Origin of the sequence: Streptomyces sp. NPDC006450, from assembly GCF_040612195.1 — a bacterium.
Lineage (GTDB): Bacteria > Actinomycetota > Actinomycetes > Streptomycetales > Streptomycetaceae > Streptomyces.
Genome location: NZ_JBEXPT010000142.1, coordinates 1 through 15,877 on the forward strand (window position 1 = coordinate 1; position 15,877 = coordinate 15,877).

Consider the following 15,877-nt stretch of genomic DNA (forward strand, 5'->3'; position numbering starts at 1 on the left):
CCCAGCAGGCCCCACACCGCGAAGGTGGCCAGTCGGCCGTCCAGGGCCGCCACGGACACGTTCCCGGCCCCTGCCAGCGCGCAGGCGCCCGCCGCGATCCCGGCGCCCGCCGGAAGGCCGCCCCTCGCCGGCGCCCCGGATCGCAGCGCGAGCGCCCCCGCCGCCAGCGTCACCGCGAGCTGGGCCGCGAAGACCGCCGCGGGGGCCGGGTCCAGCACCACGGGCGCCGCGAACAGCGCCGCCCAGCCCAGGACCACCGCGGCCACCCCTGGCTCCCGGCGCCCCGGGAGCACCCGGACCAGCCACCACGCGGCCCCGGCCGTCAGCAGCAGCGCCACCAGCGGAGCGAGCTCCGGTCCGTTGCCGGCCGCCGGAGCCGGCGTCGTCGCCGACCAGACCTCCTCCAGCACCCGCAGCCGGCCGACCAGCACCGTCGCCACCCACGCCAGGGCGGTCGCGGCCTCCAGGGCGGCCACCCCCGCAGCGGTCAGGGCGAGGCCGCGCCGGACGGGCTCCGGGAGCGCGGAGACCCGTAGCGCCCCCAGCAGGGGCAGGGCCACCAGCAGGTACCCGACCGCGGCCCAGTGCGGGCGCAGCTCCGGGGCGGCCAGGCCCCCCAGGGCGGCCACGGCCGCGAGGGCGCCGGTCGCGGCGAACGCCACCGGCATCCGCGCGCCGCGCCGGGCCACCGCCAGGGCCAGGACGGCGACCGCCGCCAGTAGCGCCGACGGGGCCAGGGCCGCGCCCGCCGACTGCGCCGCCACCGAATCCGCCAGACCCGTCAGCAGCGCAGCCCCGCCCGCCACCGAACCCGCGGTCCCCGCCCAGGAGGACCAGCGCCCCGGCCGGAGCAGCGCGAGCGCCGCGTCCAGGGCCGCCGTCGCCAGCAGCGCCCAGCCCATATCCGACCCTGTCGCCCCGCCCGCCAGCGCCGCCAGCGGCAGCGGGAGCTGCGCCGTCAGCAGCGCCGCGGGCAGGGGGGCCCGCAGTGCCCGCGCGGCCGGCGTCCAGCCGTACGCGGCCCAGCCGGCCGCCAGCACCGCGGACGCGCCCGCCGCGTACGCCGTGCCGTCCACCTCCGGCATGCCGACGGCGTACAGCGCGTACGCGTCCAGCACCGTCAGCAGCAGGCCGACACCGGCCACCGCCTCGGCGGTCGAACCCAGCCCCCGGCGCAGCAGCGCCACCGGGGCGCCCAGCGCCGCCGCCGTCACCACGGCGAGCACCGCGCTGCGCCCGGCGATCCCGAGGGAGCCCCAGCTGACCAGCGTGAACGCCAGCGCCGCGACCGCCAGCAGTACCGCGCCCAGGACCAGCAGCACGTTCTGCGCGCTGGGGGCCGAGGCCTCCTTCGCCTGCCCGGGCGCCTTCGGGCGGGCCGGCGCACCCCACGCAAGGGGGGCCTGAGCGGCCTGAGCACCCAGCAGCCAGGCGCGGCGACTCAGCAGGAAGTGGCGCCGGGCGTCGAGTTGGATCAGTTCGCGGTCGATGAGCACGAGCTCCTCGGCCGGCGGCAGGGGGTTGTCCATGGTCCGCAGTGTGGTGCCCGTCACCCCGTCAGGACATGGGTGCGCGTACTCATCTCCGGGTGAGTTCCGGCTGAGTACCGGGTGTGCGCCCCCGCCGCGCGCGAGACTGGAGACATGGACCGAAGCAGCGGCAGTCCCGGCGACGTGCCCGGCAGGAGCCGCGGCGCCCCCGCCAACCCCGGTGACCGGTGGACCCGTTACCGCTTCCGCAGCGTCTGGGACCTCGACGCCGCCCCCGCCCGCGTCTACGCCGCCCTGGAACGCCCCGAGTCCTACCCCCTGTGGTGGCCCCAGATCCGCGCCGTCGACCCGGCCGCGGACGGGAGCGGCGGCACCGCCTTCATCCGCTCCGCCCTCCCGTACACCCTGCGCGTGAGCGCGGCCGAACTCCTGCGGGACCCCGTGCGCGGGATCCTGGAGGTCGCCCTGCTCGGCGACCTGGAGGGCTGGGCGCGCTGGACCGTACGGCCGCGGTCCGGCGGCACGCGTGCCCTGTACGAGCAGGAGGTCGAGGTGCGCCGCCCCCTGATGCGGCTGCTCGCGTTCCCCGGGCGGCCGGTGTTCCGGCTCAACCACACCCTCATGATGCGGGCCGGGCGGCGCGGGCTCGCCGCACATCTGGCGGCCCGGCCGGAAGCGGTTTGAACCAGCCCCGAGCCTTCTGTATTGTTCAGCTCGTTCCCGGGCGATTAGCTCAGCGGGAGAGCACTTCGTTCACACCGAAGGGGTCACTGGTTCGATCCCAGTATCGCCCACCGGGACAGGCCGGTCCGTCTGCTGACGGACCGGCCTTCCGCATGTGCGGAGGCCTGCGCGGACCCGCCGGGACCCCCGCCCCTCACCCTCCCGGTCACGCCGCCGCGGGCAGCTCCGGCCTCAGCGGCCAGTTCGGATCCACCGACTCCGGGGTGCCCTGCCGCGCGAACCACGCCTGCAGTCCCCGCGCCTGCGCCGCGTGCCACACCTGCTGGAGCGTGTGCAGCTCCGCCGGCGTCAGCCGCTCCAGCCGGCCCGCGAACCGGCGCCCCACGGCCCGTACGAGCTCCAGGGACGCCAGCGCGTCCGCGCCCGCGTCATGGGCCCCCTCCAGCTCTATCCCGTAGTGCGCGCACAGGTCCGTCAGCGTCCGGCGCCCCTTGCGGTAGCGGTCCAGATGCTTGTCCAGCACCCGCGGATCCAGCACCGTCAGCGGCCGGTTGTCCAGGTACCGGGCCAGTGAGGACGCCCGGTGCCGGCGCAACTCCCGGTCCAGCAGCGTCAGATCGAACGGCGCGTTCATCACCACCACCGGCCGCCCCGCCACCTGCTGCTCCCCGAGCGCGCGGGCTATCTCCTCCACCACCGGCGCGGGCCACCGCCCGTTGCGCTGGAGGTGCTCATCGGTCAGACCGTGCACTTCCGTGGCCCCCGGGGGCACCGGGATGCCGGGATTGACCAGCCAGCGCGTCGAGCGGATCCGGCCGCCCGCGCACTCCTGCACGATGAGCGCGGCGGACACGATCCGGTCCCGTTCCACGTCCACCCCGGTCGTCTCCGTGTCGAATGCGGCCAGCGGGCCCTCATACCAGCGTGTCATGGCGAACTCCTCGTCACCCGTCGGCAGATGGCCCCACCCGGGCACCGCGCCCCAGGCCCCGCCACCCTTGCCCGAAACGGTGATACCCGGGCTCTTCGGCCCGTACGCCGTTTGCGGGACGCCGACTGCGGAGACAACTCAACTGGGGGACCGCGCACATGACCGGTCGTCAACCCCGACACCCTGGAACGGACCTGACGCGGCCTGCCACGGCCGCTTGAGACGGGACAGCCCGGAAGGCATGGGGAGCCGGCCATGGCGCTCGCGCAGCCCGAACCGGGCGGGGTGCTCGCGGGGCGGATCGATCCGCGGACCGACCCGCGGAGCGGACCGCTGCGCGGCACGCTCGCCACCACCGCCTGCATGGAGACCCTCCAGGTGGGATACCTGCACGCCGTCGTCGCCGCGGCGGGCTGCTCGCTGTCCCAGCCCTTTCCCGACAACGGCATCGACTGGCACGTCAGTCACGGAGCCCCCGAGCACGTGGTCGACGACGAGGTGACCATCAAGGTCCAGCTCAAGGCGACCTACCAGATACCGCCCAGACCGGTCGGGCCCACCTTCGGCTTCACCCTCGACAACGAGCACCTGGTGAAGCTGGCCCGCACGCCGGTCGCCGTGCACAAGATCCTCGTCGTGATGCTCGTCCCGCGGGAACGCGACCAATGGCTGAGCGCCGGACACGACCGGCTCGACCTGCGGCACTGCTGCTACTGGACCAATCTCGCCGGACACCCCGTGACCGGCCGGCGCCGGACCACCGTGCGGATCCCCACCACGCGGATCTTCGACGACCGGGCGCTCTGCGAGATCATGACCCGGGTCGGGTCGGGAGGGACACCTTGATGAACTGGCAGTCACCGCACCTGGAGCCGCTCTCCCCACAGGAGTTCGCCGCGGGCGCCCCCGATCCCGCGCAGGTCGATCCGCTCGTGCTCGGCGCGCTGCTCCACCGGCACGGCTGGCTGCGCCGCGGCGGCGCCGCCGGGCGGTACGGGCGCTGGACGCCGCCCGCCCCGTACGCCACGGGCAGCGGCGGCACGAGCCTCCTCGTCCCCGAGAGCCGGGGCTTCCCCGACTGCGCCGACCTGCTCGAAGAGGCGCTCACGGCGCTCTCGCGCAGCGCGCTGCCGTCGGCGCGCGAGGTGCTGTACGGGCTCAGCGTGCCGAGCGACGAGATCCGCTGGGACCGTGAGATCCCGCGCGGGGCATACGGACTCCAGGGCGAGGCCGACTGGACGGTCCAGGAACAGCTCCGCTCGGCCGCCCGCCAACTGCTCCTCGCCGGGGCGCTCGCCGACCGGGCGCGAGCCGGATACTACGGAGCCCGGCACCGGGGCCAGGCGGAGCGGGCGCTCGACGGGGTCCTGGTCGGCCCGGCTCCGGGCGGCCGGCGGCTGACCGCGTACGTCCCCGTCGACGGGGGCCGCGGCATCGTGACCCGGCTGCACCACGCGCTGCACGCCGCCCGCGAGGCCGTGGACTACCGGCGGGCCACCGGCGGCATGGAGGCCTTCGACGCGGCCGTCGAGGCCGGGGTCAGCCGGGAACTCGCCGAGGCGCTCATCTCGCTGGTCCGCGGCTCGGAGGGGGCCCGGGTGGCCCTCGCGTGGGCCCCGGCGGCGGGCGTCCCGGCGGGGTGCGCGGCACGGCCGGAGCCGGTGGAATTCTCGCCCGGCGACCTCCCCGTGCTCCGCGAGGCGGCCGCGCGCTACACGCGGGACGAGCCGGCGGTCCCGGTCCGGGTGGCGGGCGCGGTGGTCAGGATGCGGCGCTCGGCCCCGGGCGGTGGGGGCACGGTCCGGCTGCGGGTCCTCGCCGGGGCGGAGATCCCGTACGTCAGGGTGGTGCTCGACGAGGAGTCGTACCGGGTGGCGGGCCACGCGCACCTGGTCGGACTGCCGATCCGGGTCAGCGGCTGCTTGCAGCGGCGGGGCGGGTTCCGCCGCCTGACGGAGGCGGCGGACGTCCGTCCGGTCCCGCTGGACGAGGTCGAGCGGGACCGGCTGATGAAGTCCCTGGACGACCCGTTCGACGCCTCGGACGTGCTGCCTTCCGACGATTGACGCGGAAATGGGCGGCGGGCGGGGTTTCCCCCTGCCCGCCGCCCGCCCCCCGCTGCTGTCAGGATCTCGAGGGCTTCGATCGCACGGTTCTGGCCCGTGGTACCGACGTAGAGGGTGTTGCCCGGCGAGGCGCAGACCGGCTTCTGCCAGCCGAGGCGCCAGGCTGGTCAGTTTTTAATGAAACCCATCGTGCGTCGCTTCGCCCGATGTTCATGCGGTATGTCAAAGATTGTCAGCCATTTTCCGGTCGCACAGCCCCGTGATTGGCGCATTCCAGGCGGTCAGGTTTTCACTAAATGGACATCTCGTGGGCTGGGTCAGCGAAATCGCGGGAGAGCCGGGGGCGGGAGCGAGGCCACCGCCCCCCGGGGAATCGCAGGTCCCGGCGGGGGTACCGGTAACCGTTTCGCGGCGGAGGGGGTCCGCTCGGTACGATTCAGGCGCGCAGTGTTCGCTCGCGCACCCCCTGAGTCAGGAGAGACCGGTGTCAGACGTCCGTGTGTTCATCCAACGCGATTCCGAGCGGGACGAGCGCGTGGTGGCCACGGGCACTACGGCGGCAGAGCTCTTCGCCGGCGAGCGCACCATCGTCGCCGCGCGCATCGCAGGTGAGCTGAAGGACCTCGCGTACGAGGTGCGGGACGGCGAGACCGTCGAGCCCGTGGAGATCTCCTCCCCGGACGGCCTGGACATCCTGCGCCACTCCACCGCGCACGTCATGGCGCAGGCCGTGCAGGAGCTGTTCCCCGAGGCCAAGCTGGGCATCGGCCCGCCGGTCCGGGACGGCTTCTACTACGACTTCGACGTCGCGAGGCCCTTCACCCCCGATGACCTCAAGGCCATCGAGAAGAAGATGCAGGAGATCCAGAAGCGCGGTCAGCGCTTCGCCCGCCGCGTCGTCACCGACGAGGCGGCCCGCGAGGAGCTCAAGGACGAGCCGTACAAGCTGGAGCTCATCGGCATCAAGGGTTCGGCGTCGACCGACGACGGTGCGAACGTCGAGGTGGGCGGCGGCGAGCTGACCATCTACGACAACTTCGACGCGAAGACCGGCGACCTGTGCTGGAAGGACCTCTGCCGGGGCCCCCACCTGCCGACCACCCGCAACATCCCCGCGTTCAAGCTCATGCGCAACGCCGCCGCCTACTGGCGCGGCAGCGAGAAGAACCCGATGCTCCAGCGCATCTACGGCACCGCGTGGCCGTCGAAGGAGGAGCTCAAGGCCCACCTCGACTTCCTCGTGGAGGCCGAGAAGCGCGACCACCGCAAGCTCGGCACCGAGCTCGACCTGTTCTCCGTACAGGACGAGATCGGCTCCGGCCTGGCCGTCTTCCACCCGCGTGGCGGCGTCATCCGCCGCACCATGGAGGACTACTCGCGCAAGCGGCACGAGGAAGAGGGCTACGAGTTCGTCTACACCCCGCACGCCACCAAGGGCACCCTCTTCGAGAAGAGCGGCCACCTGGACTGGTACGCGGAGGGCATGTACCCCCCCATGCAGCTCGACGGTGGTACCGACTACTACCTCAAGCCCATGAACTGCCCGATGCACAACCTGATCTTCGACGCGCGCGGCCGCTCCTACCGCGAACTGCCGCTGCGCCTCTTCGAGTTCGGCACCGTGTACCGGTACGAGAAGTCGGGCGTCGTGCACGGCCTGACCCGCTCGCGCGGTTTCACCCAGGACGACGCGCACATCTACTGCACCAAGGAGCAGATGGCGGAGGAGCTCGACCGCACCCTGACCTTCGTGCTGAACCTGCTCCGCGACTACGGCCTGACCGACTTCTACCTGGAGCTGTCGACCAAGGACCCGGAGAAGTTCGTCGGCTCGGACGAGATCTGGGAGGAGGCCACCGCCACCCTCCAGCAGGTCGCCGAGAAGCAGGGCCTGCCCCTGGTCCCGGACCCGGGCGGCGCCGCGTTCTACGGCCCGAAGATCTCGGTCCAGTGCCGTGACGCGATCGGCCGCACCTGGCAGATGTCGACCGTGCAGCTCGACTTCAACCTGCCGGAGCGCTTCAACCTGGAGTACACCGGCCCGGACGGCACCAAGCAGCGGCCGGTCATGATCCACCGTGCGCTGTTCGGTTCCATCGAGCGGTTCTTCGCCGTCCTGCTGGAGCACTACGCGGGCGTCATGCCGCCGTGGCTCGCCCCGGTCCAGGCCGTCGGCATCCCGATCGGCGACTCGCACATCGAGTACCTGCAGGAGTTCGCCGCCGAGGCGAAGAAGAAGGGCCTGCGCGTCGAGGTGGACGCCTCCTCCGACCGCATGCAGAAGAAGATCCGCAACCAGCAGAAGCTGAAGGTCCCCTTCATGATCATCGTCGGTGACGAGGACATGGCCGCGGGCACCGTCTCCTTCCGCTACCGCGACGGTTCGCAGGAGAACGGCGTCCCGCGCGACCAGGCGCTGGCGAAGCTCGTCGACGTCGTGGAGCGCCGCGTCCAGGTGTGACCACGGCGGCGGTCGTGACCGCCGTGACCGCCGTAACCGCCGCGCGACGGCCCGGAGCCCCCGGGGACCTCAGGTCCCCGGGGGCTCCGCCTGGTCCTGGAGCCGGAACACCAGGAGCATCCAGGAGGAGAACGAGCCCGTCACCGCGCCCAGCAGCGCCAGGCCCGCCACCGGTGTTCGCCCCGGCGACACGCCGCTCGGGGACAAGGTCATATGCTGCATCCCATGACGATTGAGCCGGAGCAGCAGATCGGTGTGGGCACGCAGGACGCGTTCCAGCGTCTGTGGACGCCCCACCGGATGGCCTACATCCAGGGGGAGAACAAGCCGACCGGGCCGGAGGCCGGGGACGGCTGTCCCTTCTGCGGGATTCCGGACATGTCGGACCAGGACGGACTGGTCGTGGCCCGGGGCAAGCACGTCTACGCCGTGCTGAACCTCTACCCGTACAACGGCGGCCACCTGATGGTCGTGCCGTACCGGCACGTCGCCGACTACACGGACCTGGATGCCGCCGAGACCCTCGAACTCGCCGATCTCACGAAGCGGGCGATGGTCGCGCTGCGCAAGGCGTCCGGTGCGCACGGGTTCAACATCGGCATGAACCAGGGTCAGGCCGCCGGCGCCGGCATCGCCGCGCACCTGCACCAGCACATCGTGCCCCGCTGGGGCGGGGACACGAACTTCATGCCGGTCGTGGGCCACACCAAGGTGCTGCCGCAGCTGCTCGCCGACACCCGCCAGATGCTCGCCGATTCCTGGCCCACCGGCTGAGGACCACCGGCCACCGGCGGGGGTCCACCGTCCACCGGCTGAGGTCCACCGGCCGCGGCCTGCCGGCCGGTGGACCGGGGCTCACGCGTCGTAGACGTCCGCCTTGCGCGGCGCGGCGTCCTGGACCAGACCGCTGACGATCATCGAGCGGTTCGTGAAGCGTTCGGTGTCGACCCCGTTCTCCTCCAGGACCCGCATCGCGGCGGTGTGCACCGCGCGCAGGACCGGGGTCGCGGCGCGCATCGCGTCGTCCGCCATGAAGCGGTGGCGCCACGGCTGGCCGGCCCAGACGTGGCGGACGCCGAAGGGCTCCGGGAGGACGAGCTTGCCGCCCAGGAAGTCCAGGAGCGGCGGGTACCAGGTGAAGGGGGCGCGCACGGTGAGGCGTACGACCTCGTTCGTGTCGACCACGGGGCGCTTGAGCTCCACGGTTTCCCAGAAGCGCACCGATTTGGCGACCTCGTCCACCGGCGCCGCCGATTTGGTGGTGAACAGGCCGTGCACCGGGCCGAGCGCGTGTCCGGTGACCTCCACGCGCAGGGTCTTGTAGAGCACGGTGACCGTGACCAGCATGGTGATCACGAGCTGGCCGTCCCAGAGCGGGTACTGGATCCCGAGGTAGTGCCGGTTGCCGGCGCTGAACTGCTGCTCGTTGCAGATCCGGGTGATCTCGTGCGGCTTGACCAGGAAGGTGTCCACGTCCGCTCCGCTGGGGCGGGTCACTTCCTTGGCGCCCTCGCCGACCGGGGAGACGATCCAGTGCTGGATCGAGGCGGGCGGGAGGCCTCCGGTGTGCAGGGGGCCGCGCTCCAGCTTGCGCAACTGGGTGTCGATCGCGCGTATGACGTCCCAGCTGCGGAACGGGTGGATCTCGGAGCCCTCGTTCTTGGGGGTGAGCTCCTCGGCCATCTGCCAGCTGCCCCAGCGGGTGCCCATGCCGAGTATGCCCTTGGGGCCGGCGTAGAAGACGGCGTTGCTGCGGTCCTCGGCGGTGAGCTTGGCCAGGGAGTGGCGCAGGTCCTCGCGGGCCTTCTCGTCGGGGTTGCCGGGGACGGCCTCCGGGATCTTGGCGGCGACCCCGCCGCCGCCCGCGAGGAGCCCGTCCCAGCGGGAGCGCAGGTCTTCGGCGGTGGCCTCGCAGAGCCGGCGGGCGAGGAACCAGCCGACGACGGGGGCGATGACCATGGCGCGGACGTAGATCCCGAGGACGCCCGTCACCGGGAGCCGGAACATGAGGACGGCGACCACCAGGCCCACGCCGACGAGGAGCGCCGTGCCCATCCAGGAAGCCCGCTTGGCCTCCGAGGAGGCCAGGGCCTTGCGGGCCCAGAACAGGCCGAGCCACAGCAGCAGGCCGGGGAGGAACACGACCCCGCAGACGAGCATGATCAGGCGGAGCTTGCGGTCGCGCTCCTTGCGGATGCGGGAGGCGGCCAGGCAGTGCTCGACGACGGTCTGCGGGTCGGCGCCGAAGGACTGGATGAGGGGCTTGCGGGTGGGCGGGATGGTGCGGGCCTCGACGGCGCGGCAGAAGGCCTCGCCGAGATTGGGGGCGAGGAGGGAAACCTTGGCCGGTTTGACGACGGACTCGTGGTACTCGTTGTTGGCCTTGAGTATCTCTTCCAGCTTGGTGTCGCGCCCGCCGTCCCGGTAGGCGGCGGAGGCGAGGGCGTTGGTCGCGGCGGTCTGGCCGCCGCCGCCCTGGAGTGGGATCTGTGCCCCGGGCCTGAAGTCGAATCCGTCGTCCGCCACCGCTGCCCCCATCGCTGTGCGTCGTACTCGTGTGCGGGCCTGCCCGCGATGCCGCCCGCGCCGGGTGGTGTGCCCGGTGCGGCGTTCCCCGCCCTGTCTGCTCGGTCCACCTGCTTGGTCTACCCGTTTCGGTCTACCCGTTCGGCCTGCTCGCCTCACGCGCGGACGAGCCTATCGGCCGATTCCTCCCCGTGGTCATGGGACAGGTAAATGCCGCCCACCGCAAGCGGGTTGGGTGGGCGGCCAGGGTGACGCTATGTCAGTCTGCTTCCTTTCTCGGTCTGTTCGCGCAGCTTGTCCGCTATCTGCGGTGGCATCGGCTCGTGGCGCGCGTACGTACGGCTGAACAGCCCCGTGCCGTGCGACACGGAGCGCAGCTCGACGGCGTACCGGCCGATCTCGATCTCGGGGATCTCCGCGAGGACCCGGGTGCGGCCGGTGCCCGCCGCGTCGGTGCCGACGACGCGGCCCCGGCGGCCGGCGAGGTCGCTCATGACGGAGCCGACGTACTCGTCGGGAACGAGCACGGCGAGCTCGGCGACCGGTTCCAGGAGCCGGACCGAGGTCCCGGAGGCGGCTTCGCGCAGGGCGAGGGCGCCCGCGGTCTGGAAGGCGGCGTCGGAGGAGTCCACCGAGTGGGCCTTGCCGTCGAGCAGCGTGATGCGCACGTCGACCAGCGGGTACCCGGCCGCGAGCCCCCGGGCGGCCTGCGCGCGGACGCCCTTCTCCACGGACGGGATGAACTGGCGCGGCACGGCTCCGCCGACGACCTTGTCGACGAACTCGATGCCGCTTCCCGGCGGCAGCGGCTCGACCTCGATCTCGCAGATGGCGAACTGGCCGTGTCCGCCGGACTGTTTGACGTGCCGCCCGCGGCCGCCGGCCTTGGCTCCGAAGGTCTCGCGGAGGCTGACCTTGTGCGGGACCGGGTCGACCTGGACCCCGTACCGGGTGCGCAGCCGTTCGAGGGCGAGGTCCTGATGGGCTTCGCCGAGGCACCACAGGACGAGCTGGCGCGTGTGCGGGTTCTGTTCGAGGCGCATGGTCGGGTCCTCGGCGACCAGCCGGGCCAGGCCCTGGGAGAGCTTGTCCTCGTCGGCCTTGCTGTGGGCCTCGATGGCGAGGGGGAGCAGCGGGTCGGGCATGGACCAGGCCTCCATCAGGAGGGGGCTGTCCTTGGCGGAGAGGGTGTCGCCGGTCTCGGCGCGGGTGAGTTTGGCCACGCAGGCCAGATCGCCCGCGATGCACTGCGCGAGGGTGCGCTGCTGTTTGCCGAAGGGGGAGGTCAGGGCGCCGATGCGCTCGTCGACGTCGTGGTCCTCGTGCCCCCGGTCCGTGAGCCCGTGCCCGCTCACGTGGACCGTTTCCTCGGGGCGCAGGGTGCCGGAGAAGACGCGGACGAGCGAGACGCGGCCGACGTAGGGGTCGGAGGAGGTCTTCACCACCTCGGCGACGAGCGGCCCGTCGGGATCGCAGGTGACCGCGGGGCGGGCCGCGCCGTCGGGGGTGGTGACGCTGACCGGCGCGCGCTCCAGCGGGGTCGGGAAGCCGCCGGTGATCAGTTCGAGGAGCTCTACGGTGCCCAGGCCCTTGCGGGCGCCGTCGGCGGCGGGGGCGGCCATCAGGACGGGGTGGAAGGTGCCGCGGGCCACGGCGCGCTCCAGGTCGTCCACCAGGGTCTTGAGGTCGATGTCCTCACCGCCGAGGTAGCGGTCCATGAGGGTCTCGTCCTCGCTCTCGGCGATGATCCCCTCGATCAGCCGGGCGCGGGCGTCGGTGATCAGGGCGAGCTCGCCGGGGTCCGGGTCGCGTTCGACGCGGTCGCCGGAGGTGTAGTCGTAGACGCGCTGGGAGAGGAGCCCGAGCAGGCCGGCCACCGGGGCGTGGCCGTCGGGGCCCGCGGGGCCGTGCAGGGGCAGGTAGAGCGGGCGCACGGCATCGGGGTCGTCCGCGCCGAAGGCGTCGCCGCACACCGTGGTCATCTGCGTGTAGTCGGCGCGGGCGGCTTCCAGGTGGGTGACGACGATGGCGCGCGGCATGCCGACGGCGGCGCATTCGTCCCAGACCATCCGGGTGGCGCCGGAGAGCCCGTCGCCGTCCTCGGCGGCCGAGACCACGAAGAGGGCCGCGTCGGCGGCGCGCAGTCCGGCCCGGAGCTCTCCGACGAAGTCGGCGTAGCCGGGGGTGTCCAAGATGTTGATCTTGATTCCGGTCCACTCGACGGGGACCAGGGAGAGCTGGATGGAGCGCTGGCGGCGGTGCTCGATCTCGTCGTAGTCGGAGACGGTGGCGCCGTCCTCGACGCGCCCGGCCCGGTTCACCGCGCCGGCGGTCAGGGCCAGGGCTTCGACCAGGGTGGTCTTGCCGGATCCGCTGTGGCCGACCAGCACGACGTTCCGTATGGAGGCCGGGCGGTCGGCCGTCGGTGCTCTGCCGGCGGCTCCGGATTGGTGTGATGCGGCTCCCACGATGCTCGTGCCTCCCGTTTTGGAGGGGATGGAGGGCAAAAGGCCTCCTTCGAGCTTTGCACTGCCGTCACACCGCGTCCATACGTCGTACCGGAAGGGCCGGGGAGGGACCGGTGGCGGGCCCTCGGAAGGGCCTTCGAAGAGGCCCCGGAACGGCGTCCGGGACGCGGCGAACGGCCCGAGAACAAGCCAGGTCGTGTGAACCGGTGGGTGCGCGGCGCCGAGGGCCCGGGGCCCTGGCTACGATGGGCCAGCCGGTGGCCGTGGTGGCCGTGCGGCCCAGCGACCCTCCGGGAAGGCCATGCTGAACAAGTACGCGCGTGCATTCTTCACGCGTGTTCTCACGCCATTCGCCGCTTTTCTGCTCCGAATGGGAGTGAGTCCCGACGCGGTCACCCTCATCGGCACGGCCGGAGTGGTGGCCGGAGCCCTGGTCTTCTTCCCCATGGGCGAGTTCTTCTGGGGCACGATCACGATCACGCTCTTCGTCTTCTCCGACCTGGTGGACGGGAACATGGCCCGCCAGGCCGGCATCTCCAGCCGGTGGGGAGCGTTCCTCGACTCCACCCTCGACCGGGTGGCTGACGCGGCGATCTTCGGCGGACTCGCGCTCTGGTACGCGGGTTCCGGGAACGACAACGCGCTCTGCGCGGTCGCCATCTTCTGCCTGGCCAGCGGCCAGGTGGTCTCGTACACCAAGGCCCGCGGCGAGTCGATCGGACTGCCGGTGGCCGTCAACGGGCTCATCGAGCGCGCCGAGCGCCTGGTGATCACGCTGGTCGCGGCCGGTCTGTCCGGCCTGGAGACCTTCGGCGTCCCCTCGTGGATCGGCCTGCTGCTGCCGATCGCGCTGTGGGTGGTCGCGGCGGGCTCGCTCGTGACCCTGATCCAGCGCGTGGTGACCGTACGGCGCGAATCGGCCGAGGCCGACGCCGCCGCTGCCGCGGGTGCTCCCTCCGAAGGCGGTACGCCCTGATGGGCAAGGCACAGGACAAGCTGGTCGACGGGCTCTACGGGCTCGGCTGGGCCGGGGTCAAGAAGCTGCCCGAGCCGGCCGCGGCGGCCCTCGGCCGGCGGATCGCGGACTTCGTCTGGAAACGGCGCGGCAAGAGCGTGCTGCGCCTGGAGTCGAACCTGGCCCGCGTCGTGCCGGACGCGGCGCCCGAACGGCTGCGCGAACTGTCGCACGCGGGCATGCGCTCGTACATGCGGTACTGGATGGAGTCCTTCCGCCTGCCGACCATGGCCAAGGAACGCTTCAGCGCCGACGTGGAGATGAAGGACGACCACATCCTGCGCGAGGCCCTGGCCTCCGGGCGCGGTGTCGTGGTCGCCCTCCCGCACCTGGCCAACTGGGACCTCGCCGGCGCCTGGGCCGTCACCCACATCGGAGTCCCCTTCACCACCGTCGCCGAGCGGCTCAAGCCGGAGACCCTCTACGACCGCTTCGTCGCCTACCGCGAGAGCCTGGGCATGGAGGTGCTCCCGCACAGCGGCGGCGCCGCCTTCGGCACGCTCGCGCGGCGGCTGCGCTCCGGCGGCCTGGTCTGCCTGGTCGCGGACCGGGACCTGTCGGCCTCCGGGGTGGAAGTGGACTTCTTCGGCTCGGCCGCACGGATGCCGGCCGGACCCGCCCTGCTGGCCCAGCAGACGGGCGCGGTCCTGCTTCCGGCCACCCTGTACTACGGGGACGCGCCGAAGCTGTACGGGCGGATCCACCCCCCGGTGGAGGTGCCCGGGCAGGGCACCCGGCAGGAGAAGACGGCCGTCATGACGCAGGCGCTCGCCGACGCCTTCGCCGAAGGCATCGCCGCGCACCCGCAGGACTGGCACATGCTCCAGCGGCTGTGGCTGGAGGACCTGCAACAGACCACGGACACCGCAGGCCGGCCCGAGGAGCACTCCGCGTGAAGATCGGCATCGTCTGCCCGTACTCCTGGGACGTGCCCGGCGGGGTCCAGTTCCACATCCGGGACCTGGCCGAACACCTGATCGGCCTCGGCCACGAGGTGTCGGTCCTGACCCCGTCGGACGACGAGACCGGGCTGCCCCCCTACGTGGTCTCGGCGGGGCGGGCGGTGCCGGTGCCGTACAACGGCTCGGTGGCCCGGCTCAACTTCGGCTTCCTGTCGGCGGCCCGCGTACGGCGCTGGCTGCACGACGGGGTCTTCGACGTGGTCCACATCCACGAGCCGACCGCCCCCTCGCTCGGGCTGCTGACCTGCTGGGCGGCACAGGGCCCGATCGTGGCCACCTTCCACACCTCCAACCCGCGCTCCCGGGCGATGCTCGCCGCGTACCCGATCCTGCAGCCGGCACTGGAGAAGATCAGCGCCCGCATCGCGGTGAGCGAGTACGCGCGGCGCACGCTGGTCGAACACCTCGGCGGGGACGCGGTGGTCATCCCGAACGGCGTCGACGTGGACTTCTTCGCCAAGGCCGACCCGAACCCGGCCTGGTCGGGCCAGACCCTCGGCTTCATCGGCCGGATCGACGAACCGCGCAAGGGCCTGCCGGTCCTCATGGCGGCCTTCCCCCGCATCGTGGAGCAGTGCCCGGACGTACGCCTCCTGGTGGCGGGCCGCGGCGACGAGGAGGAGGCGGTCGCCTCCCTGCCGCCCGAACTCCGCTCCCGGGTCGAGTTCCTCGGCATGGTCTCGGACGAGGACAAGGCACGGCTGCTGCGCAGCGTCGACGTGTACGTGGCCCCGAACACGGGCGGCGAGAGCTTCGGCATCATCCTGGTCGAGGCCCTCTCGGCCGGCGCGGCGGTCCTCGCGGCGGACCTGGACGCCTTCGCGCAGGTCCTGGACCAGGGCGCGGCGGGGGAGCTGTTCTCGAACGAGGACCCCGACTCCCTGGCGGCGTCGGCGATCGCCCTCCTGCGCGACCCCGCCCGCCGCGCGGAACTCAGCACCCGCGGCTCCGCCCACGTACGCCGCTTCGACTGGTCGACGGTGGCGGCGGACATCCTGGCCGTCTACGAAACGGTGACCGACGGCGCGGCGGCGGTCGCCGAGGACGAGCGGATCCCCCTCCGAACCCGCCTGGGCCTCTCCCGCGACACGTAGCCGCCCCGGGCCGGCCCCGCCCGGCCCCTGCCCGGGGTCCGGCCCGCCCGGGCTCCGGCCTCGTTCTGCCCCGCCCGGTCTCCGGCCCTGCCCGGGTGCGGCCGCGCCGGCCCGTCCAGGCGGGACCCCGGCTGCGGGTGTGCCGCTGCGCGGCGCGGAGTCCCCTCCCCTCCCCTCCCC

12 protein-coding genes, 1 tRNA gene and 1 pseudogene are annotated in these 15,877 nt (G+C 72.7%); 9 read left to right on the forward strand and 5 right to left on the reverse strand.

Features of this window, described 5'->3' with window-relative positions:
- Window positions 1-1,529 (reverse strand): annotated as a pseudogene (locus ABZY57_RS28615) (hypothetical protein); the annotation flags it as partial.
- A gap of 114 nt (window positions 1,530-1,643) precedes the next feature.
- Here ABZY57_RS28615 and ABZY57_RS28620 point away from each other — a divergent pair.
- Together ABZY57_RS28620 and ABZY57_RS28625 are read left to right on the forward strand one after the other, a co-directional pair.
- Complete coding sequence (locus tag ABZY57_RS28620; protein WP_356516753.1) at window positions 1,644-2,174, forward strand: SRPBCC family protein; 531 nt, start codon at window positions 1,644-1,646, stop codon at window positions 2,172-2,174.
- Window positions 2,175-2,212: 38 nt separating this feature from the next.
- Window positions 2,213-2,284: transfer RNA gene (locus tag ABZY57_RS28625), tRNA-Val, on the forward strand.
- A 95-nt stretch (window positions 2,285-2,379) separates the two neighbouring features.
- Here ABZY57_RS28625 and ABZY57_RS28630 read toward each other — a convergent pair.
- Complete coding sequence (locus tag ABZY57_RS28630) at window positions 2,380-3,105, reverse strand: 3'-5' exonuclease (protein WP_356516755.1); 726 nt, start codon at window positions 3,103-3,105, stop codon at window positions 2,380-2,382.
- Between the two features lie 255 nt (window positions 3,106-3,360).
- Here ABZY57_RS28630 and ABZY57_RS28635 point away from each other — a divergent pair, with 255 nt between their 5' ends.
- The 3 genes from ABZY57_RS28635 to thrS all read left to right on the forward strand — a co-directional run bounded on the left by ABZY57_RS28635 (window position 3,361) and on the right by thrS (window position 7,632).
- Window positions 3,361-3,951 (forward strand): DUF4365 domain-containing protein, encoded by a 591-nt coding sequence (locus tag ABZY57_RS28635; protein ID WP_356516757.1) that lies wholly within the window; start codon window positions 3,361-3,363, stop codon window positions 3,949-3,951.
- A complete protein-coding gene (locus tag ABZY57_RS28640; protein WP_356516759.1) occupies window positions 3,951-5,171 on the forward strand; it encodes a hypothetical protein in 1,221 nt (406 codons plus the stop codon). Before ABZY57_RS28635 ends, ABZY57_RS28640 begins: the two co-directional genes overlap by 1 nt.
- 484 nt (window positions 5,172-5,655) lie before the next feature.
- Window positions 5,656-7,632: a threonine--tRNA ligase gene (gene thrS / locus ABZY57_RS28645; protein WP_356516761.1), complete on the forward strand. Its 1,977-nt coding sequence runs from the start codon at window positions 5,656-5,658 to the stop codon at window positions 7,630-7,632.
- Window positions 7,633-7,701: 69 nt separating this feature from the next.
- Here the strand turns inward: thrS and ABZY57_RS28650 are convergent, their stop codons facing one another.
- Window positions 7,702-7,845 carry a hypothetical protein gene (locus tag ABZY57_RS28650; RefSeq protein WP_356516763.1) on the reverse strand — a complete coding sequence of 48 codons (144 nt, stop codon included), beginning with the start codon at window positions 7,843-7,845 and terminating at the stop codon, window positions 7,702-7,704.
- Between ABZY57_RS28650 and ABZY57_RS28655 the strand changes: the two genes are divergently transcribed.
- Window positions 7,846-8,406: an HIT domain-containing protein gene (locus ABZY57_RS28655; protein ID WP_356516765.1), complete on the forward strand. Its 561-nt coding sequence runs from the start codon at window positions 7,846-7,848 to the stop codon at window positions 8,404-8,406.
- An 81-nt stretch (window positions 8,407-8,487) separates the two neighbouring features.
- On the opposite strand, the gene ABZY57_RS28660 is transcribed toward ABZY57_RS28655, so the two are convergent.
- Together ABZY57_RS28660 and ABZY57_RS28665 are read right to left on the reverse strand one after the other, a co-directional pair.
- A complete protein-coding gene (locus ABZY57_RS28660) occupies window positions 8,488-10,158 on the reverse strand; it encodes a hypothetical protein (protein ID WP_356516767.1) in 1,671 nt (556 codons plus the stop codon).
- A 254-nt stretch (window positions 10,159-10,412) separates the two neighbouring features.
- Window positions 10,413-12,626, reverse strand: a complete 2,214-nt coding sequence (locus ABZY57_RS28665; RefSeq protein WP_356516769.1) for an elongation factor G-like protein EF-G2 — start codon at window positions 12,624-12,626, stop codon at window positions 10,413-10,415.
- Between the two features lie 301 nt (window positions 12,627-12,927).
- Between ABZY57_RS28665 and pgsA the strand changes: the two genes are divergently transcribed.
- From pgsA to ABZY57_RS28680, 3 genes are read left to right on the forward strand one after another with little or no spacing between them, the layout of a single operon-like run.
- On the forward strand, window positions 12,928-13,602 hold the full coding sequence (gene pgsA, locus ABZY57_RS28670; RefSeq protein WP_356516771.1) for a phosphatidylinositol phosphate synthase: 675 nt from the start codon (window positions 12,928-12,930) through the stop codon (window positions 13,600-13,602).
- Window positions 13,602-14,537 (forward strand): phosphatidylinositol mannoside acyltransferase, encoded by a 936-nt coding sequence (locus ABZY57_RS28675; protein ID WP_356516773.1) that lies wholly within the window; start codon window positions 13,602-13,604, stop codon window positions 14,535-14,537. Before pgsA ends, ABZY57_RS28675 begins: the two co-directional genes overlap by 1 nt.
- A complete protein-coding gene (locus ABZY57_RS28680; protein WP_356516775.1) occupies window positions 14,534-15,697 on the forward strand; it encodes a glycosyltransferase family 4 protein in 1,164 nt (387 codons plus the stop codon). The genes ABZY57_RS28675 and ABZY57_RS28680 overlap by 4 nt, the downstream gene beginning before the upstream one ends.
- The last annotated feature ends 180 nt before the right edge of the window (window positions 15,698-15,877 follow it).